Below are 17408 nucleotides of genomic sequence, written 5' to 3'. Positions count from 1 at the left end.
AAGTCGAAGCGCCGGACCGTCCGGCGCAAAAAGGAACGCACCCGTGCACATCGAACACCCTCGCCTCAGCGAGCATGACGTCTGGCTTTTCCGTGAAGGCACGCACGCGAAACTGCACGACACGATGGGCTGCCACCTCCAGCCCGGCGGCGGTGCCAGCTTCGCGGTGTGGGCACCCAATGCAGAGGCGGTCTCGGTGATCGCCGACTGGAACGGCTGGGACGACAGTGCGATGCGTCTCGAGCCGCGCCCGGACGGCAGCGGCGTGTGGGAAGGCTTCGACCCGCAAGCCGTGCGTGGCGCCGTCTACAAGTACCGCATCTTCTCCGCCGCGAACGGCAACGTGCTGGAGAAGGCCGACCCCTTCGCCTTCTACGCCGAGCCGCCGCCAGCCACCGGCTCGCGCGTCTGGTCGCTCGAGCACACCTGGAACGACGACGCCTGGATGGCTGCGCGCGGCCCGAAGAACGCGCTCGACGCGCCGATGTCGACCTACGAACTGCACGCCGGCTCCTGGCAGCGGCAGGATGGCGAGATGCTGGGCTGGCGCGAGCTCGGCGAACGGCTGGCCGACTACATGGTCGACATGGGCTTCACCCACGTCGAACTGATGCCGGTGACCGAGCATCCCTTCTATGGCTCCTGGGGCTACCAGACCACCGGCTACTTCGCGCCGACCTCGCGCTACGGCACGCCGCAGGACTTCATGGCCTTCGTCGACCACATGCACCAGCGCGGCATCGGCGTGCTTCTGGACTGGGTGCCCTCGCACTTCCCGACCGACGCGCATGGCCTGGCCTTCTTCGACGGCACGCATCTCTTCGAGCATGCGGACCCGCGCCAGGGCTTCCATCCGGAGTGGAACTCGAGCATCTTCAACTACGGCCGCAACGAGGTCCGCAGCTTCCTCATTTCTTCGGCGCTGTTCTGGCTGGAGCACTACCACCTCGACGGGCTGCGCGTGGACGCCGTAGCCTCGATGCTCTACCTCGACTACGCGCGCAAGGCGGGGGAGTGGATCCCCAACGTGCACGGTGGCCGCGAGAACCTCGAGGCCATCGGCTTCCTGCGCGACCTGAACCGCGCGGTCTACCGCGAGCACCCCGACACCGTGTCGGTGGCCGAGGAATCGACCGCCTGGCCGATGGTTTCGCGCCCCACCGACATGGGCGGCCTGGGCTTCGGCATGAAGTGGAACATGGGGTGGATGCACGACACGCTGTCGTACTTCGCGAAGGACCCGGTGCACCGGCGACACCACCACCACCAGCTCACCTTCTCGCTGGTGTATGCCTTCAACGAAAACTTCGTGCTGCCGCTGTCGCACGACGAGGTGGTGCACGGCAAGGGCTCACTCATCAACAAGATGCCTGGCGACGTCTGGCAGCAGTTCGCGAATCTGCGCGCGCTGTTCGGCCTGATGTGGGCGCATCCCGGCAAGAAGCTGCTCTTCATGGGCGGCGAGTTCGGGCAGCGTCGCGAATGGACGCACGACGGCGAACTCGAGTGGTGGGTCACCGGCCAGGAAGGCCACGGCGGGCTGCAGCACTTCGTGCGCGAACTCAACCGCGTCTACAAAGCCGAGCCCGCGCTGTACGAGGTCGACTTTTCCCCAGACGGCTTCGAATGGGTGGAAACCGATGACGCGCAGAACAGCGTCTTCGCCTTCCTGCGCAAGGCGCGCAACGGCGACCCGGTGCTGGTGGTGTGCAACCTGACACCGCTGCCCCGCACCAACTACCGCCTCGGCGTGCCGCTGCCTGGCCTGTGGCGCGAACTGCTCAACAGCGACGCGCGCGACTACGGCGGCGCCGGCTGGGGCAACATGGGCACGGTCGAATCCTCGCCGCTGCCAGCGCACGGTCGGCCGCACTCGCTGACGCTGACGCTGCCCCCTCTTTCCACCCTGATCCTGAAGCTTGAGCCCCATGCCTAAGAGCCCACCGAAGAGCCCATCGACCAGCACCCCGACGCCGGCCGCGAAGACGCCCAAGGCCGCCATCCCCGAAACCCAGACCGCCGCGCTGATCGCGCGTCCACACAGCCTGCCCAAGGAAGGCCGGATCCGCGCGGTGATCGATGCCGTGCTGCCCAAGGTCGACGGTGGCCGCTTCGCGGTCAAGCGCATCGCGGGCGAGCCTTTCGAGGTCACGGCGCACTGCATCACCGACGGCCATGACGTGCTGCGTGCGGTGATCCAGTGGTGGCGCGAGGGTGACACCACCGTGCACGAGACGCCGCTCGCGCTCGTCAACAACGACGTGTGGACCGGCAGCTTCACCCCGCCGGTGCCGGGTCGCTACATCTATTCGGTGCTCGCCTGGGTCGACGGCTTCGCGTCGTGGCGCCACGAGCTGACGCGCCGCGTGGACGATGCCGACATCCGCATCGCCGCGAAGGTGGGCGCCATCGAGGTCGCCGCGGCGGCCCAACGCGCCACGGGCGACGATGCGGCGCTGCTCGAGCGCCTGGCGGCCGAACTCGACCGCGCCGCTGCCGATGAAACGATCAGCGGCGCGACCGTCAAGGCGCTGGCGCTCGACGAGAAGCTGGAGGCGCTTGCTTCGCTCTACCCCGACCGCCGCTTCGAGGCCCGCTACGGCGCCGAGCTGTCGCTGGTGGTCGACCGCGAACGCGCACGCTTCAGCAGCTGGTACGAACTGTTTCCGCGCTCGGCCGGTATGGTGCCGGGCGAACACGGCACGTTCAAGGACGTGGAAGCACGCCTGCCCGCGATCCAGAAGATGGGCTTCGACGTGCTGTACTTCCCACCGATCCATCCGATCGGCCGCATCGACCGCAAGGGCAAGAACAACGTGCTCGTCACCGAGCCCGACGACGTCGGCAGCCCGTGGGCGATCGGCGCCGAGGAAGGCGGCCACAAGTCGATCCTGCCCGCGCTGGGCACGCCCGACGACTTCCGCCACCTGGTCGCCGAGGCCGGCAAGCACGGCCTGGAAATCGCGCTGGACATCGCTTTCCAGTGCGCGCCCGACCACCCCTACGTCAAGGCCCACCCGGGCTGGTTCCGCTGGCGGCCGGACGGCACGGTGCAGTACGCCGAGAATCCGCCCAAGAAGTACCAGGACATCTACCCGTTCAACTTCGAGTGCGACGACTGGCAGGGGCTGTGGACCGAATTGAAGAGCGTGTTCGACCACTGGATCGCCGAGGGCGTGACGATCTTCCGCGTCGACAACCCGCACACCAAGGCCTTCCCGTTCTGGGAATGGGCGATCACCGAGATCAAGCGCGAGCACCCTGAGGTGCTGTTCCTCGCCGAGGCCTTCACCCGGCCGAAGGTGATGCATCGGCTGGCGAAGCTCGGCTTCTCGCAGTCGTACACCTACTTCACCTGGCGCAATACCAAGGAAGAGCTGACGGCGTACTTCACCGAGCTGTCGCAGGGCCCCGGCCACGACTACTTCCGGCCCAACGTTTGGCCCAACACGCCGGACATCCTCCACGAGCAGCTGCAGAGTGGCGAAGCGCCGATGTTTCGCCTGCGGCTGACGCTGGCCGCGACGCTGGCCGCCAGCTACGGCATCTACGGCCCGGCCTACGAACTGCTCGAACACAAGCCGCGGCATGCGGGCAGCGAGGAATACCTCGATTCCGAGAAGTACCAGCTGCGCACCTGGCCGAACGAGATGCCGCACAGCTTGGCGCCCTTCATCGCGCGCATCAACCGCATCCGCCACGACAACCCCGCCCTGCAGAGCAACGCGACGCTGCGCTTCCTGCCGGTCGAGAACGACCAGCTGCTGGCCTACGTGAAGTCCTCGGAAGATGGCAGCAACGTGGTGGTCACGGTCGTCAACCTCGACCCGCACAACGCACAGTCCGGCTGGATCGGCCTCACGCCCGAATCGATCGGCGTGCCGGCCGGCCAGTCTTTCCAGGTGCACGATCTGCTGAGCGATCAGCGCTTCCTGTGGCAGGGCGAATGGCATTACGTGATGCTCGAGCCGCAAAGCACGCCTGCGCATGTGTTGCGGGTGCGCCGACGCACCCGCGACGAAAACGACTTTGAGTACTTCCTGTGAAAAGAAGAGAGGCCCCGTGGTCATGAACGCACCCCTTCAAGCCCAGCACGTGCACCCGGCCACGGCCGGCAACGTGCCCGCCCTCACCCTCGAAACGCCGGAGATCGACACCAGCGACGATCCGCAGTGGTACCGCGACGCGGTGATCTACCAGCTCAACGTCAAGGCCTTCTTCGATTCGAACAACGACGGCATGGGCGACTTCAAGGGCGTGACCGCGAAGCTCGACTACGTGAAGGAACTGGGCGTCAACACGATCTGGCTGATGCCCTTCTACCCGTCCCCGCTGCGCGACGACGGCTACGACATCTCGGAGTACGAGAGCGTGCACCCGCAGTACGGCACGATCGAGGACTTCCGCGAGATGCTCGAGGCTGCCCATGCGCGCGGCCTGCGCGTGATCACCGAGCTGGTCATCAACCACACGTCGAGCGAACACCCGTGGTTCAAGGCCGCGCGTGCGGCGCCGCCCGGCTCGCCCGAGCGCAACTTCTACGTGTGGAGCGACACCGACCAGATCTACCAGGGCACGCGGATCATCTTTACGGATACCGAGACCTCGAACTGGACCTGGGACCCGGTCGCCAAGCAGTACTTCTGGCACCGCTTCTTCAGCCACCAGCCCGACCTCAACTTCGACAATCCGGCGGTGCTCGAAGCCATCATGAAGACCATGCGCTTCTGGCTGGACATGGGCGTTGACGGCTTCCGGCTGGACGCGATTCCCTACCTGGTCGAGCGCGACGGCACCAGCAACGAGAACCTGCCCGAGACGCACGACGTCATCAAGAAGCTGCGCGCCACCATCGACGCCGAATACAAGAACCGTTTCCTGCTGGCCGAGGCCAACATGTGGCCCGAAGACGTGCGCGAGTACTTCGGCAATGGCGACGAATGCCACATGGCGTACCACTTCCCGCTGATGCCGCGCATGTACATGGCCATCGCGCAGGAAGACCGCGACCCGATCATCGAGATCATGCAGCAGACGCCCGACATCCCGGATGGCTGCCAGTGGGCCATCTTCCTGCGCAACCACGACGAGCTCACGCTCGAGATGGTGACCAGCCGGGAGCGCGACTACATGTACCGCATGTACGCGGCCGACCCGCGCGCGCGCATCAACCTGGGCATTCGCCGCCGGCTGGCACCGCTGATGGAGAACGACACCGACCGCATCAAGCTGATGAACAGCATGCTGCTGTCGATGCCGGGCTCGCCCATCATCTACTACGGCGACGAGATCGGCATGGGCGACAACGTCTTCGTGGGCGACCGCAACGGCGTGCGCACGCCGATGCAATGGAGCCCCGATCGCAACGCCGGCTTCTCGCGCGCCGACCCGCAGAGCCTGTACCTGCAGCCGATCATGGACCCGATGTACGGCTACGAGGCGCTCAATGTCGAGACGCAGTCGCGCGAAGCCAGTTCGCTGTTGAACTGGACCAAGCGCATGCTGGCCGTGCGCAAGACGAGTCGCGCGTTCGGGCGTGGCAAGCGCCGCTTCCTGAAGCCGGGCAATCGCAAGATCCTCGCCTACCTGAGCGAGCACAACGACGACGCGATCCTTACCGTCTTCAACTTGTCGCGCACGGCGCAGCCCGTCGAGCTCGACCTGTCCGCCTTCAAGGGACGCGTTCCCGTCGAGATGCTCGGCAAGACCGCGTTTCCACCGGTGGGCGACCTGCCCTACCTGCTCACGCTGCCCTCGCACGGCTTCTACTGGTTCCGCCTGTCGGCCGAAGTCCCGATGCCCGCGTGGCACCAGGAAGGCACGCCGCTGCAGGACCGCGCGGTGCTCGTGCTGTTCGACGGCTGGACCAGCTTCTTCCGCGAACGCGTGATGCCCTGGCGCATCGGTATGGCTGAGCGCATGCGTCTGCAGCTCGAGACCGAGACCCTGCCGCACCATGTCGAGACGCAGCGCTGGTACGCATCCAAGGGCACGCCGATCGCGCGTGCCCGTCTGCGCGACCATGCGGTGTGGGACGCCGGCCAGCGCAGCTGGATGCTGCCCCTGCTCGACCTCGACGGGCCGGCCGAAGCCTCCACCTACTTCATGCCCCTGGCCATCGCCTGGGAAGACCACGACGAAGATCGTCTGAAAGCGCTGATGGCCTGCCCCGTCGCCAAGGTGCGCCAGCAGGCCAACGTCGGCGTGATGGCCGACGCCTTCTTCGACGAAGGCTTCTGCCGCGCGTTGATCGAGGCGATGGGCAGCAGCCTCACACTGCCGACCGCCGGGGGCAAGCTGCTCTTCACGCACACCAAGGCATTCGCCAAACTGGCAGGCAAGGACGTGGCGAGCCTGCCCGTGACCGCACCGACCGCGCAGAGCAGCAACACCGTGGTGACGCTGGGTGAGCGCCTGTTCCTCAAGGGCTACCGTCGGCTGCGCCCGGGTATCAACCCCGAGCTGGAGATGGGCCGCTTCCTCACCGAGGTGGCGAAGTACCCGAACTGCGTGCCGGTGGCCGGCGCACTGGAGTACGTGGCCAATGACGGCAGCACCATGACGCTCGCGATGGTGCAGGCCTATGTGCCCAACCAGGGCGACGGCTGGGCCTACACGCTCGGCTACCTGGAGCGCCACCTGGAAGCCATGCGCACCGTCGATGCGCCGCAACCCGCCGACGTGCATGGCGGCTTCCTGTCGCTGATGCACACCCTGGGCGAACGCACCGCCGAGCTGCACCTGGCGCTGTCGCAGCGCACCGGCAACGCGGCCTTCGATCCGGAGCCGCTGACGACGCAGGATGTGATCGCCTGGCGCGAGCGCGCCGCCAACGAGGCCGGTCGCACGCTCGACCGGCTGGACGAGCGCCTGGCCGACCTGCCGCATGAGCTGCAGGACGAAGCCAAACGACTGCTGGTGCGCGCGGCGGAGGTGCGCGCCCGCGTCGCCGACTTCCCGCTCGACGGCCAGTCCGGCGTGAAGACGCGCTTCCACGGCGACTACCACCTGGGCCAGGTGCTGGTGTCGCGCAACGACTTCCTGATCATCGACTTCGAAGGCGAGCCCGCGCGCAGCTTCGAGGAACGACGCCAGCGCAGTTCCGCACTGCGCGACGTGGCCGGCATGGTTCGTTCCTTCAACTACGCACGCTGGTCTGCCCTGCGCCGCGTGGCCCAGAGCGCCGACGAACTCGTCAAGCTGGAGCCCGCCGCACGCGAATGGGAAGCCGAGACGCGCGACGCCTTCCTCGGTGCCTACCTGGCGCGCATGAGCCATGGCGGCGCGGCGCAGAGCGCCGAATCGGCCACGCGCCTGCTCGCCCTCTTCGAGTTCGAGAAGGCGATGTACGAGCTGCGCTACGAGCTCGACAACCGGCTCGACTGGGTGCAGGTGCCGCTCCAAGGCATCCTGGCACTGATCGACCGCCACGGCCACTGAACGACTGAATCACCGCGACACCCGGCACCCGGAGAGACACCATGGACAATTTCGGCATTCATCTCGAGCCCGCACGGGCCATCCTGTTCCAGATCGGCGCCTTTCTGCCGCGGCTGCTGATCGCGGTCGTGGTGGTCATCGCAGGCTGGCTGCTCGCCAAGGTGGCGCGCTTCGCCGTCGTGAAGGCGATGCGTGCCATCAACTTCCCTGTGCTCACCGAGCGCTCGGGCCTGGACGGCTTTCTGCGCCAGGGCGGAATGACCGGCGACACCACCACCATCTTCGGCGTGCTGGTGTACTGGCTGGTCATCCTGGCGGCGCTGCTCATCGCCTTCAACGGCCTGGGCCTGACCTACATCACCGACCTGCTCGGCCGCGTGGTGTGGTTCGTGCCCAATGTGTTCGTGGCGCTCTTGGTGCTGGCCTTCGGCGCCTACTTCGCGCGCTTCATCGGCGACACGGTCACCACCTACTGCCGCAACGTGAAGATGCAGGACGCGCTGCTGCTGGGCAAGCTGGCGCAGTACGCGGTGATGGCCTTCGTCATCCTGATCGCGCTCGACCAGATCAAGGTCGGCGGCGACATCATCCGCGAGAGCTTCCTGATCCTGCTGGGCGGCGTGGTCTTCGCCATCGCGCTGGCCTTCGGCCTGGGGGGCAAGGACTGGGCGGCCGAACGCATCGAGGAATGGTGGCCACGCCGCGGCCGTTCGTTGAAGGAACGCGAGGACAGCGACCGGTTGCCCTGACCGGCCGCCAGCCGGCTCCATGGCACGCGGCTTGCCTCGCCTGCGGGCACGTTCTCCCACACGTCCCTTACTTTCGCTGACCGCGCACTGCTGCCATGAAATCACCCAATCCGATCCACGTCGTCTGGCCCGGTGCCGCCTACCCGCGCGGCGCCACCTGGGACGGCGAAGGCGTCAACTTCGCCCTCTTCTCGCAGCATGCGGAGAAGGTGGAGCTGTGCATCTTCGACGACAGCGGCCGGCATGAACTGCAGCGCATCGTGCTGCGCGAGCGCACCGACGACGTGTGGCACTGCTACCTGCCCGAGGCCCGCCCCGGCATGGCCTACGGCTACCGCGTGCACGGCCCCTACAAGCCGGAAGACGGCCATCGCTTCAACCCGCACAAGCTGCTGATCGACCCGTATGCGAAAGACCTGGTCGGCAAGCTGCGCTGGAGCGATGCGCTGTACGGCTACACCATCGGCAGCAAGCGCGAAGACCTGTCCTTTGACCGGCGCGACAGCGCATCCTTCATGCCCAAGGGGCGCGTGCTCGAGACTGCCTTCACCTGGGGCGACGACCGCCGACCGCAGATCGCACGGCAGGACATGGTCATCTACGAGATGCATGTGCGCGGCTTCACCATGCAGCACCCCGAGGTGCCGCCCGAGCTGCGCGGCACCTATGCGGGTCTGGCGACCGCGCCGGTCATCGACTACCTGCAGCGCCTGGGCGTCACCACGGTCGAGCTGCTGCCGGTGCACAGCTACCTGAACGACCGCCACCTCGCCGAGAAGGGCCTGCAGAACTATTGGGGCTACAACACCCTCGGCTTCTTCGCTCCCGAGATGCGCTACAGCGCAGCGCGCAAGGTGAAGGAGTTCAAGACGATGGTGAAGACACTGCACTCCGCAGGCATCGAGGTGATCCTCGACGTGGTCTACAACCACACCTGCGAAGGCAACCAGCTCGGGCCGACGCTGTCGCTGCGCGGTGTCGACAACGCGTCGTACTACATCGTCAACGCCGACAACCGGCGCTACTACGACGACTTCACCGGCTGCGGCAACACGGTCAACCTCGAGCACCCGCGTGCGCTGCAACTGGTGATGGACTCGCTGCGCTATTGGGTCGAGGAGATGCATGTCGACGGCTTCCGCTTCGACCTCGCCTCGGCGCTGGCGCGCGAGAGCGGCAAGGTCGAGAACCTCGGCGGCTTCTTCGACGCCATCCGGCAGGACCCGGTGCTCAACCGCGTCAAGCTCATTGCCGAACCGTGGGACCTCGGCCACGGCGGCTACCAGGTCGGCAACTTTCCGCTCGGCTGGGCCGAATGGAACGACCGCTACCGCGACGGCATGCGCAGCTACTGGAAGGGCGACGGCGGCCTGCTGGGCGAAGTGGCCAGCCGGCTCACCGGCTCGCAGGACCTGTACGGCTGGTCGGGCAAGCAGCCGCCGGCCAGCATCAACTTCGTGACCGCGCACGACGGCTTCACGCTGCATGACCTGGTCTCGTACAACGAGAAGCACAACGAAGCCAACGGCGAGGACAACCGCGACGGCAGCAGCAACAACCACGCGTGGAACTGCGGCGTCGAGGGGCCGACCGACGACCCCGACGTGCTGTCGCTGCGCGCGCGGCAGAAGCGCAACCTGCTTGCGACGCTGCTGCTGTCGCAGGGCGTGCCGATGCTCCTGGCCGGCGACGAATCCGGCCACACGCAAAAGGGCAACAACAACGTCTACTGCCAGGACAACGCGCTCGGCTGGCTCGACTGGGCGCTCGACGACGAGCGCATCGCCCTGCGCGATTTCACGCGCCACCTGGTGCACCTGCGCCGACGCCACCCGTCCTTCGGGCGGCGCAGCTTCTTCCGCGGCGCGCCGCTCGAAGCCGGCGCCGCCAAGGACCTGGCCTGGTACCGCCCCGACGGCCAGGAGATGAGCCCCGGCGACTGGTCTGACGGCAACGCCCGCTGCATTGCGATGTTCATGTCCGGCTGCGGCATCGCCGACATGGGCCGGCGCGGCGAGCCGCTGGTCGACGACGACTTCCTGCTGCTTTTCAACGCCCACCACGAGGACATGGATTTCACCCTGCCCGCCGACGGCGCCCCGTGGTGCCTGCGCGTCGACACGGCCAGCGACACACTGCCCGACGACGAGGCGCCCCCCCTGGCGCAAGCCACCCTGCGCGTGCATTGCCGCTCGCTGGTGCTGCTCGCCCGACCCACGAGAACACAACCATGAAACGTGCCCACACCATGCCTTTCGGCGCCGGCCTGCTCGACGGCGGCGGCGTGCTCTTCCGCTACTGGGCGCCCGGCCTGGCGCGCATCGAACTCGAGCGCGAAGGCGCCGGGGGCGCCCTGCCGATGCTGCCCTACGCCGACGGCTGGCACCACCTCGAGGTGCCCGAAGCCGCGGCCGGCGACCGCTACCGCTTCAAGCTGCCCGACGGCCTGTGCGTGCCCGACCCGGCGTCGCGCCGCAACCCGGACGATGTGCACGGCGCCAGCGAGGTGGTCGACCCGCGCAGCTACCACTGGAACGACGTGGAATGGCGCGGCCGGCCCTGGCACGAGGCCGTGATCTACGAGCTGCACATCGGCACCTTCACACCCGAAGGCACCTTCGCCGCGGCGAGGGCCCGGTTGGTCGAGCTTGCCGAACTCGGTTTCACCGTGATCGAGGTGATGCCGGTGGCCGACTTTCCGGGCCGGCGTGGCTGGGGCTACGACGGCGTGCTGCTGTTCGCGCCCGACGCGGTCTACGGCACGCCCGACGAGCTCAAGGCTTTCGTCGACGCGGCGCATGCGCTCGGCCTGATGGTGCTGCTCGATGTGGTCTACAACCACTTCGGCCCGGAAGGCAACTACCTGCACGCCGGCAGCCCGGCCTTCTTCAACCCGGCGCACCAGACGCCGTGGGGCGCGGCCATCAACTACGACGGCGAACTCGCGCGCACGGTGCGCGACTTCTTCGTGCACAACGCGCTGTACTGGGTGGAGGAGTTCCGCTTCGACGGCCTGCGCATGGACGCGGTGCACGCGATCCGCGACGACTCCGACACCGACATCGTGCAGGAGATCTGCGCCGCGCTGCGCGACGGCCCGGGCCGCGAGCGCCAGATCCATGTCGTGCTGGAGAACGACGCCAACGGCTCGCACTACCTCGAACGCGATGCAGCGAACAAACCCCTCTGCGCCACGGCGCAGTGGAACGACGACCTGCACCATGCGGCACACGTGCTCGTGACCGGCGAGCGCGATGGCTACTACGCCGACTATGCGGACGATGCTGTCGACAGCTTCGGCGTGGCGCTGGCACAGGGCTTCGTCTACCAGGGCCAGCCCTCGCCCTTTCGCAACGGCGAGCACCGCGGCGAGCCGAGTGCGCACCTGCCGCTGGCAGCCTTCGTGTCTTTCCTGCAGACGCACGACCAGGTCGGCAACCGCGCCTTCGGCGACCGCATCTCGTCGCTGGCCGACCCGGTGCTGCTGCGCGCGACCTACGCCTGCCTGCTGCTGTCGCCGCATGCGCCGATGCTGTTCATGGGCGAGGAATACGGGGCGTCGACGCCCTTCCTCTACTTCTGCGACTTCGGCCCCGAACTGGCCGCCGCCGTGTCCGAAGGCCGGCGCGCCGAGTTCGGCGGCTTCGCGGCCTTCAAGGACGAGGCTGCGCGCGCCAGCATCCCCGACCCGAATGCCGAGTCGACCTTCGTCGCGTCGAAGCTGCGCTGGGACGAGCGCACCAGCGGCGCCCATGCCGAACTGCTGGCGCATGTGCGCGACCTGCTCACGCTGCGCCGCGAACGGCTGATGCCGCGCCTGGCTGCGCACCGCACCGGCGGCCAACGCTGGCGCGAAGGCGAAGCGCTGCGCGTGCGCTGGGAAGTCGGCGGCGCCGCGCCCGGCCGCTTCGCGCAACTGAACCTGGTGGCGAACTTCAGCACCGCTTCCATCGACGTGCCGCCGCTGGCGGGCGACCTGCTCTACACATCCCACACCGACCACGACACCGGCCCGGCCTGGCGCCTCGCGCCCGGCGCCGTGTGCCTGACCCTCGAGGAGAACCCGCTTGCTTGACGCACCCCACGGCGAACACGAGGCGCTGCAGCGCCTGTGCGCCCACTTCGGCATCGCGACCGACTACCACGACATCTTCGGCAACCGCCATGTGATCACACCGGCCAACCTGGTCACGCTGCTCGAGAGCTTCGACGTCGACCCGCAGGCACTGCCGCACGAGAGCCTGGCGCAGGTCGACGCGATGCGCTGGCACGAAGCGTTGCCGCCTGCGGTCGCGGTGGATGCCGGTCGCGCGCAGTGGCAGCTCACGCTGCGTCTTCCCGCGGCGCAGCCGGACATCGAATGGACGCTGCACGCCGAAGACGGCACGCTGCACCACGGGCGCATCGACCTGCACGCGCTGCCCGAAGGCGCGCGCGGAGAACGCGACGGCGTCACCCTGTGCGAACGACGGGTGACATGGGACTTGCCGCTGCCGGTCGGCTACCACCGCCTGAGCCTCGAGGGGCTGCTCGGCGAAACGCTGGTGCTCGCCGCGCCGCCGCATTGCTACCAGCCGCCCGCGCTGCAGGGCGACGGCCGCGTGTGGGGGCCGGCGGTGCAGCTGTATGCGCTGCGCTCCGCGCGCAACTGGGGCATCGGCGACTTCAGCGACCTGACGCAACTCGCGCAGCAGGTGGCGCCGCGTGGCGCCGGCATCATCGGGCTGAACCCGCTGCATGCGCTGTTCCCGCACAACCCGGCGCATGCCAGCCCCTACAGCCCCTCGTCGCGGTTGATGCTCGACGTGCTCTACATCGACGTCGAAGCCGTCGACGAATTTCGCGATTGCGAACCGGCCCAGCGCCTGGTGCAGTCGCCCGACTTCCAGACGCGGCTGGCCACACTGCGCGAAGCCCCGTTGGTCGACTACCCCGGCGTGGCCGCTGCGAAGTTCGAGGTGCTCGAACTGCTCTACGTCCACTTCCGCGCGCAGCAAGACACCAGCCAGAGCGCCAGCGCCGCTGCGTTCGACGACTTCCGCGCGGCACGCGGCGACGCGCTGCGCCGCCATGCCACCTTCGAGGCGCTGCAGGCGCATTTCTTTGCCGCCGATGCCGCGGTGTGGGGCTGGCCGATGTGGCCCGAGGCCTACCGCGACCCGGCCTCGCCCGAAGTCACGCGCTTCGTCCAGACGCAGGCCGAACGCGTCGGCTATTACGAGTACCTGCAATGGCAGGCGGCCCGGCAGCTGCAGCGCGCCAGCGACCAGTGCGCCGCGCTCGGTATGGCCGTGGGCCTCTACCTGGACCTGGCGGTGTCGGTCGACCGCGCCGGCTCCGACACCTGGTGCCAGGGCGAGCAGTTCGCGCACGGCGCGAGCGTGGGCGCACCGCCCGACGAGTTCAACCCCAACGGGCAGGGCTGGGGCCTGCCGCCGCTGCGGCCCGACAGGCTGCGTGCCGACGGCTACCGCTTCTTCATCGAGACGCTGCGCGCCAACATGCGCGGCGCCGGCGCGCTGCGCATCGACCACGTGATGGGCCTGATGCGCCTGTTCTGGATCCCGCCCGGCAAGACGCCGCACGACGGCGCCTATGTGCATTACCAGCTACACGAGATGCTGGCCGTGGTCGCCATCGAGAGCGAACGCGAACGCTGCATGGTGATCGGCGAAGACCTCGGCACGGTCGCCGACGAGATGCGCGGCGCGCTGGCGCGCTACCAGATCCTGTCGTACCGCCTGATGTACTTCGAGCGCGGCCACGACGGCGAATTCAAGGCGCCCGCCGAGTACCCGCGCCATGCCCTGGTGGCCATCAGCACGCACGACCTCGCCACCCTCACCGGCTGGTGGACCGGCCATGACCTGCGCCTGCGCCTGTCGCTCGGCCTGTTCCCGAACCAGGCGCTGTTCGAAAAGCAGCTGTTCGACCGCGCGCAGGAGCGCGTGCGCCTGCTGCTGGCCGTGCAGCGCGCCGGCCTGCTGTCGGCCGACGCGGTGGCGCAGGCGACCGGCGCGCAGACGCTCGCGCCCGAAACCGTCGCCGCCTTCCACGCCTTCCTCGCGAGCACGGCGTCGCAAGTGATGATGGTGCAGTTGGAAGACACCATCGGCCAGGTCGAGCAGGCCAACATGCCGGGCACGACCGACGCGCATCCCAACTGGCAGCGCAAACTCACGCTCGACCTGCAGCAGCTCGCCACCGACGAGAGCACGCTGGCCCTGTTCCAGACGCTCGAAGCGGTGCGCCCCCATCCGGCGCGCGCGCCGGTGGCGCATCGCGGCATCGAGACCGTGGTCCCGCGCGCCACCTACCGGCTGCAGTTCCACAAGGACTTCACCTTCGACGACGCCATCGCCGTGCTGCCGTACCTGGAGCAGTTGGGCGTGAGCCACGTGTACTGCTCGCCGATCCAGCGCGCAAAGCCGAACAGCATGCACGGCTACGACGTGGTGGCGCACGACGAGATCAACCCCGAGCTCGGCGGCCAGGCCGGCTTCGAGCGCTTCAGCGCCGCGCTGCGCGCGCACGGCATGGGTCAGTTGCTCGACCTGGTGCCCAACCACATGGGCGTGCTGGGCGCCGACAACGCATGGTGGACCGACGTGCTCGAGAACGGCCCCGCGTCGCTCTACGCGCAGCACTTCGACATCGACTGGCAGCCGCTCAACGTCGAACTGCACGGCAAGGTGCTGCTGCCGGTGCTGGGTGACCACTACGGCGACGTGCTTGATCGCGGCGAGCTGGTGCTCGGTTTCGACGCCGAGAACGGCAGCCTTGCAGTGCACTACCACGAGCATCGCTTTCCGCTCGCACCGGAGACCTACGCCAGCGTGCTGCAACGCGCGGAATCGCGGCTGGCCGACCCCGACCTGTCGGCCAGTCTCGCGAGCATCGCCACGTCCTTCGGCCATCTGCCGGCGCGCGAAGCGACCGATGCGGAACCGGTCGCCGAGCGGGCGCGCGACAAGGAGCTGCTCAAGAGCCGGCTGGCCCGGCTGGTGTCGCGTCAGCTCGACGTGGCGCAGGCCATCGCGGCGGCGCTGGCCGACATCAACGCGCAAGGCGAGCGCGACGCGCTGCATGCGCTGCTCGAGGGACAGGCCTACCGGCTTGCCTTCTGGCGCGTGGCCGCCGACGAGATCAACTACCGGCGCTTCTTCGACATCAACGAACTGGCGGCGCTGCGCATCGAACGCGAAGCGGTGTTCGAAGCCACGCAGGGCATGGCGCTCGACCTGGCGGCAGCGGGCGTGGTCGACGGCCTGCGCATCGACCACCCCGACGGCCTGTACGACCCGGCGCAATACTTCGATCGACTGCAACAGGGCTATGCGAAACGCGCCGGCCTGGTGCTGCCCGAGCCCGATGCCGAGGGCCGACCGCCCCGGCCGCTCTACGTCGTGGCCGAGAAGATCGCCGCGTCGCAGGAAGAGGTGCCGGTGCAATGGGCCATCCACGGCACCACGGGCTACCGCTTCGCGACGGTGGTCAACGGCGTGTTGGTCGATACGAATGCCGAAGAGCGCTTCCTGCGCATCTGGCGCAGCTTCACCGGTGTGCTGCAGCCCTTCGGCGAGCTGGCCTACGAAGGCAAGCGCGCCATCATGCGCAACGCGCTGTCGTCGGAACTCAATGTGCTGTCGAGCGAGCTGCTGCGCATCGCGCGCGGCGACCGGCGCACGCGCGACTACACGCTCAACACCCTGCGCCGCGCGCTGTCGGAAGTCGCTGCCTGCCTGCCGGTGTACCGCAGCTACATCCTCGATGCGCCGTCGGAACAGGACCGCAAGTACATCGACCAGGCGGTGGCCGAGGCGCGCCACCGCAGCCGCGACGCCGACGGCTCGGTGTTCGACTTCGTGCGGCTCACGCTGCTGGCCGACACGGTGCGGGGCGCCGACAAATCGCTGTGCGCACGGGCGCTGCGACTGGCGATCCGCTTCCAGCAGTTCAGCGCACCGGTGACGGCCAAGGGCGTCGAAGACACCGCCTTCTACCGCTACTTCCCGCTGAGTTCGCTCAACGAGGTAGGCGGCGAGCCGGCGCACTTCGGCATGACCGTGGCCGACTTCCACACCGCCAGCGCCGACCGCGCAGCGCGCTGGCCGCACACGATGCTGGCCACCTCGACCCACGACAACAAGCGCTCGGAAGACGTGCGCACCCGCATCGACGTGCTGTCGGAGATGCCGGCCGCCTGGCGCCTGGCGCTGCGCCGCTGGCGCGCGATGAACCGCACCGAGGCGGACGCCGCCGTGACCACGGACGAGCGCGGCGCCATGCCCTCGGCCGCCGACGAGTACCTGCTCTACCAGACGCTGCTGGGCACGCTGCCGGCCGGCGGGCTGACCGATGAATCGCGCGCCGCGTACGTGGAGCGCATCGAGCGCTACATGCTCAAGGCCGCGCGCGAGTCGAAGGAACACACCAGCTGGACCTTCCCCGACGAGGACTACGAGAAGGCGCTCGCGGGCTTCGTGCAGCGCATCCTCGGCCGCGTCGCGGGCAACCCCTTCCTCGACGACGTGCAGGCGCTGGGCGACACGCTGGCCTGGTTCGGCGCGCTCAACAGCCTGTCGATGACGCTGATCAAGTACGGCTCGCCCGGCGTGCCCGACCTGTACCAGGGCAACGAGCTCACCGACCTGAGCCTGGTCGATCCCGACAACCGCCGGCCGGTCGACTACGGCGCACGGGCGCAGTGGCTGGAGCGCCTGTCGCAGATCGCCCATGGCCCCGGTGAACCGGCGGCCGTGCGTGCACTGGCGGCGGCGCCACATGACGGCGGCGCGAAGCTGTGGATCCTCTCGCGCCTGCTCGAGCTGCGCCGCGACAAGCCCGCGCTGTTCCGCGATGGCGCCTATGCTCCGCTCGAAGCGACGGGCGGCGGCGCATCGCACGTGCTGGCCTTCCAGCGCACGCACGAAGGCAACACGTTGTTGATCGTGGCGGGCCGCCTCTTCGTCGGCTTGGCGACCGAGGCCGAATCGCAGGCCTCGATCGCTGCATCGGATTGCTGGCTGCCGGTCGGTGCCGAGGTGTGGAAGGACACTGTCTTGGCGCTGCCCGGCTGGCCCGACGGCATGCGCTTCCGCAATCTGTTCACCGGCGAGGTGCTGACCGTGCGCGATGGCGCACTGCCGATGCGCGAGGTGTTCTCGCACTTCCCGGGCGCAGCCCTGGTCGCGCTCGACGCGCGCGAATGACCACTGG

At 68.3% G+C, this 17408-nt stretch carries 7 protein-coding genes; all 7 read left to right on the top strand.

From position 1 onward, the window contains the following. Positions 1–43: 43 nt before the first annotated feature. Positions 44–1936: a 1,4-alpha-glucan branching protein GlgB gene (glgB, locus tag ACSFA2_RS08210; RefSeq protein ID WP_435454812.1), complete on the top strand. Its 1893-nt coding sequence runs from the start codon at positions 44–46 to the stop codon at positions 1934–1936. Then, entirely contained in the window at positions 1929–4046 is a 2118-nt protein-coding gene (locus ACSFA2_RS08205; protein WP_435454811.1) for an alpha-1,4-glucan--maltose-1-phosphate maltosyltransferase, read from the top strand. Before glgB ends, ACSFA2_RS08205 begins: the two co-directional genes overlap by 8 nt. Before the next feature lie 22 nt (positions 4047–4068). Beyond that, positions 4069–7440, top strand: coding sequence for a maltose alpha-D-glucosyltransferase (treS, locus tag ACSFA2_RS08200; protein ID WP_435454810.1), 3372 nt, complete (start codon positions 4069–4071; stop codon positions 7438–7440). A 41-nt stretch (positions 7441–7481) separates the two neighbouring features. Then, a complete protein-coding gene (locus ACSFA2_RS08195; protein WP_435454809.1) occupies positions 7482–8189 on the top strand; it encodes a mechanosensitive ion channel family protein in 708 nt (235 codons plus the stop codon). Between the two features lie 95 nt (positions 8190–8284). Then, the gene (gene glgX / locus ACSFA2_RS08190) at positions 8285–10423 is read left to right on the top strand and encodes a glycogen debranching protein GlgX (RefSeq protein ID WP_435454808.1); all 2139 of its coding nucleotides are present in this window, start codon (positions 8285–8287) and stop codon (positions 10421–10423) included. Then, the gene (treZ, locus tag ACSFA2_RS08185) at positions 10420–12264 is read left to right on the top strand and encodes a malto-oligosyltrehalose trehalohydrolase (RefSeq protein WP_435454807.1); all 1845 of its coding nucleotides are present in this window, start codon (positions 10420–10422) and stop codon (positions 12262–12264) included. Before glgX ends, treZ begins: the two co-directional genes overlap by 4 nt. Beyond that, positions 12257–17401 carry a malto-oligosyltrehalose synthase gene (locus ACSFA2_RS08180; protein WP_435454806.1) on the top strand — a complete coding sequence of 1715 codons (5145 nt, stop codon included), beginning with the start codon at positions 12257–12259 and terminating at the stop codon, positions 17399–17401. The genes treZ and ACSFA2_RS08180 overlap by 8 nt, the downstream gene beginning before the upstream one ends. The last annotated feature ends 7 nt before the right edge of the window (positions 17402–17408 follow it).

The sequence above is a fragment of the Variovorax cryoconiti genome, from assembly GCF_051216395.1.
In the GTDB taxonomy this organism is placed as follows: domain Bacteria; phylum Pseudomonadota; class Gammaproteobacteria; order Burkholderiales; family Burkholderiaceae_C; genus Variovorax.
Note: the sequence above shows the minus strand (reverse complement) of the source record. Positions and strands in the feature narration are given on the sequence as shown.

Excerpts from the sequence above, each read along its gene's own strand:
- ACSFA2_RS08195 (WP_435454809.1), top strand. The coding sequence starts at position 7,482 with ATGGACAATTTCGGCATTCATCTCGAGCCCGCACGGGCCATCCTGTTC.
- glgX (WP_435454808.1), top strand. The coding sequence starts at position 8,285 with ATGAAATCACCCAATCCGATCCACGTCGTCTGGCCCGGTGCCGCCTAC.
- treZ (WP_435454807.1), top strand. The coding sequence starts at position 10,420 with ATGAAACGTGCCCACACCATGCCTTTCGGCGCCGGCCTGCTCGACGGC.
- ACSFA2_RS08205 (WP_435454811.1), top strand. The coding sequence starts at position 1,929 with ATGCCTAAGAGCCCACCGAAGAGCCCATCGACCAGCACCCCGACGCCG.
- treS (WP_435454810.1), top strand. The coding sequence starts at position 4,069 with ATGAACGCACCCCTTCAAGCCCAGCACGTGCACCCGGCCACGGCCGGC.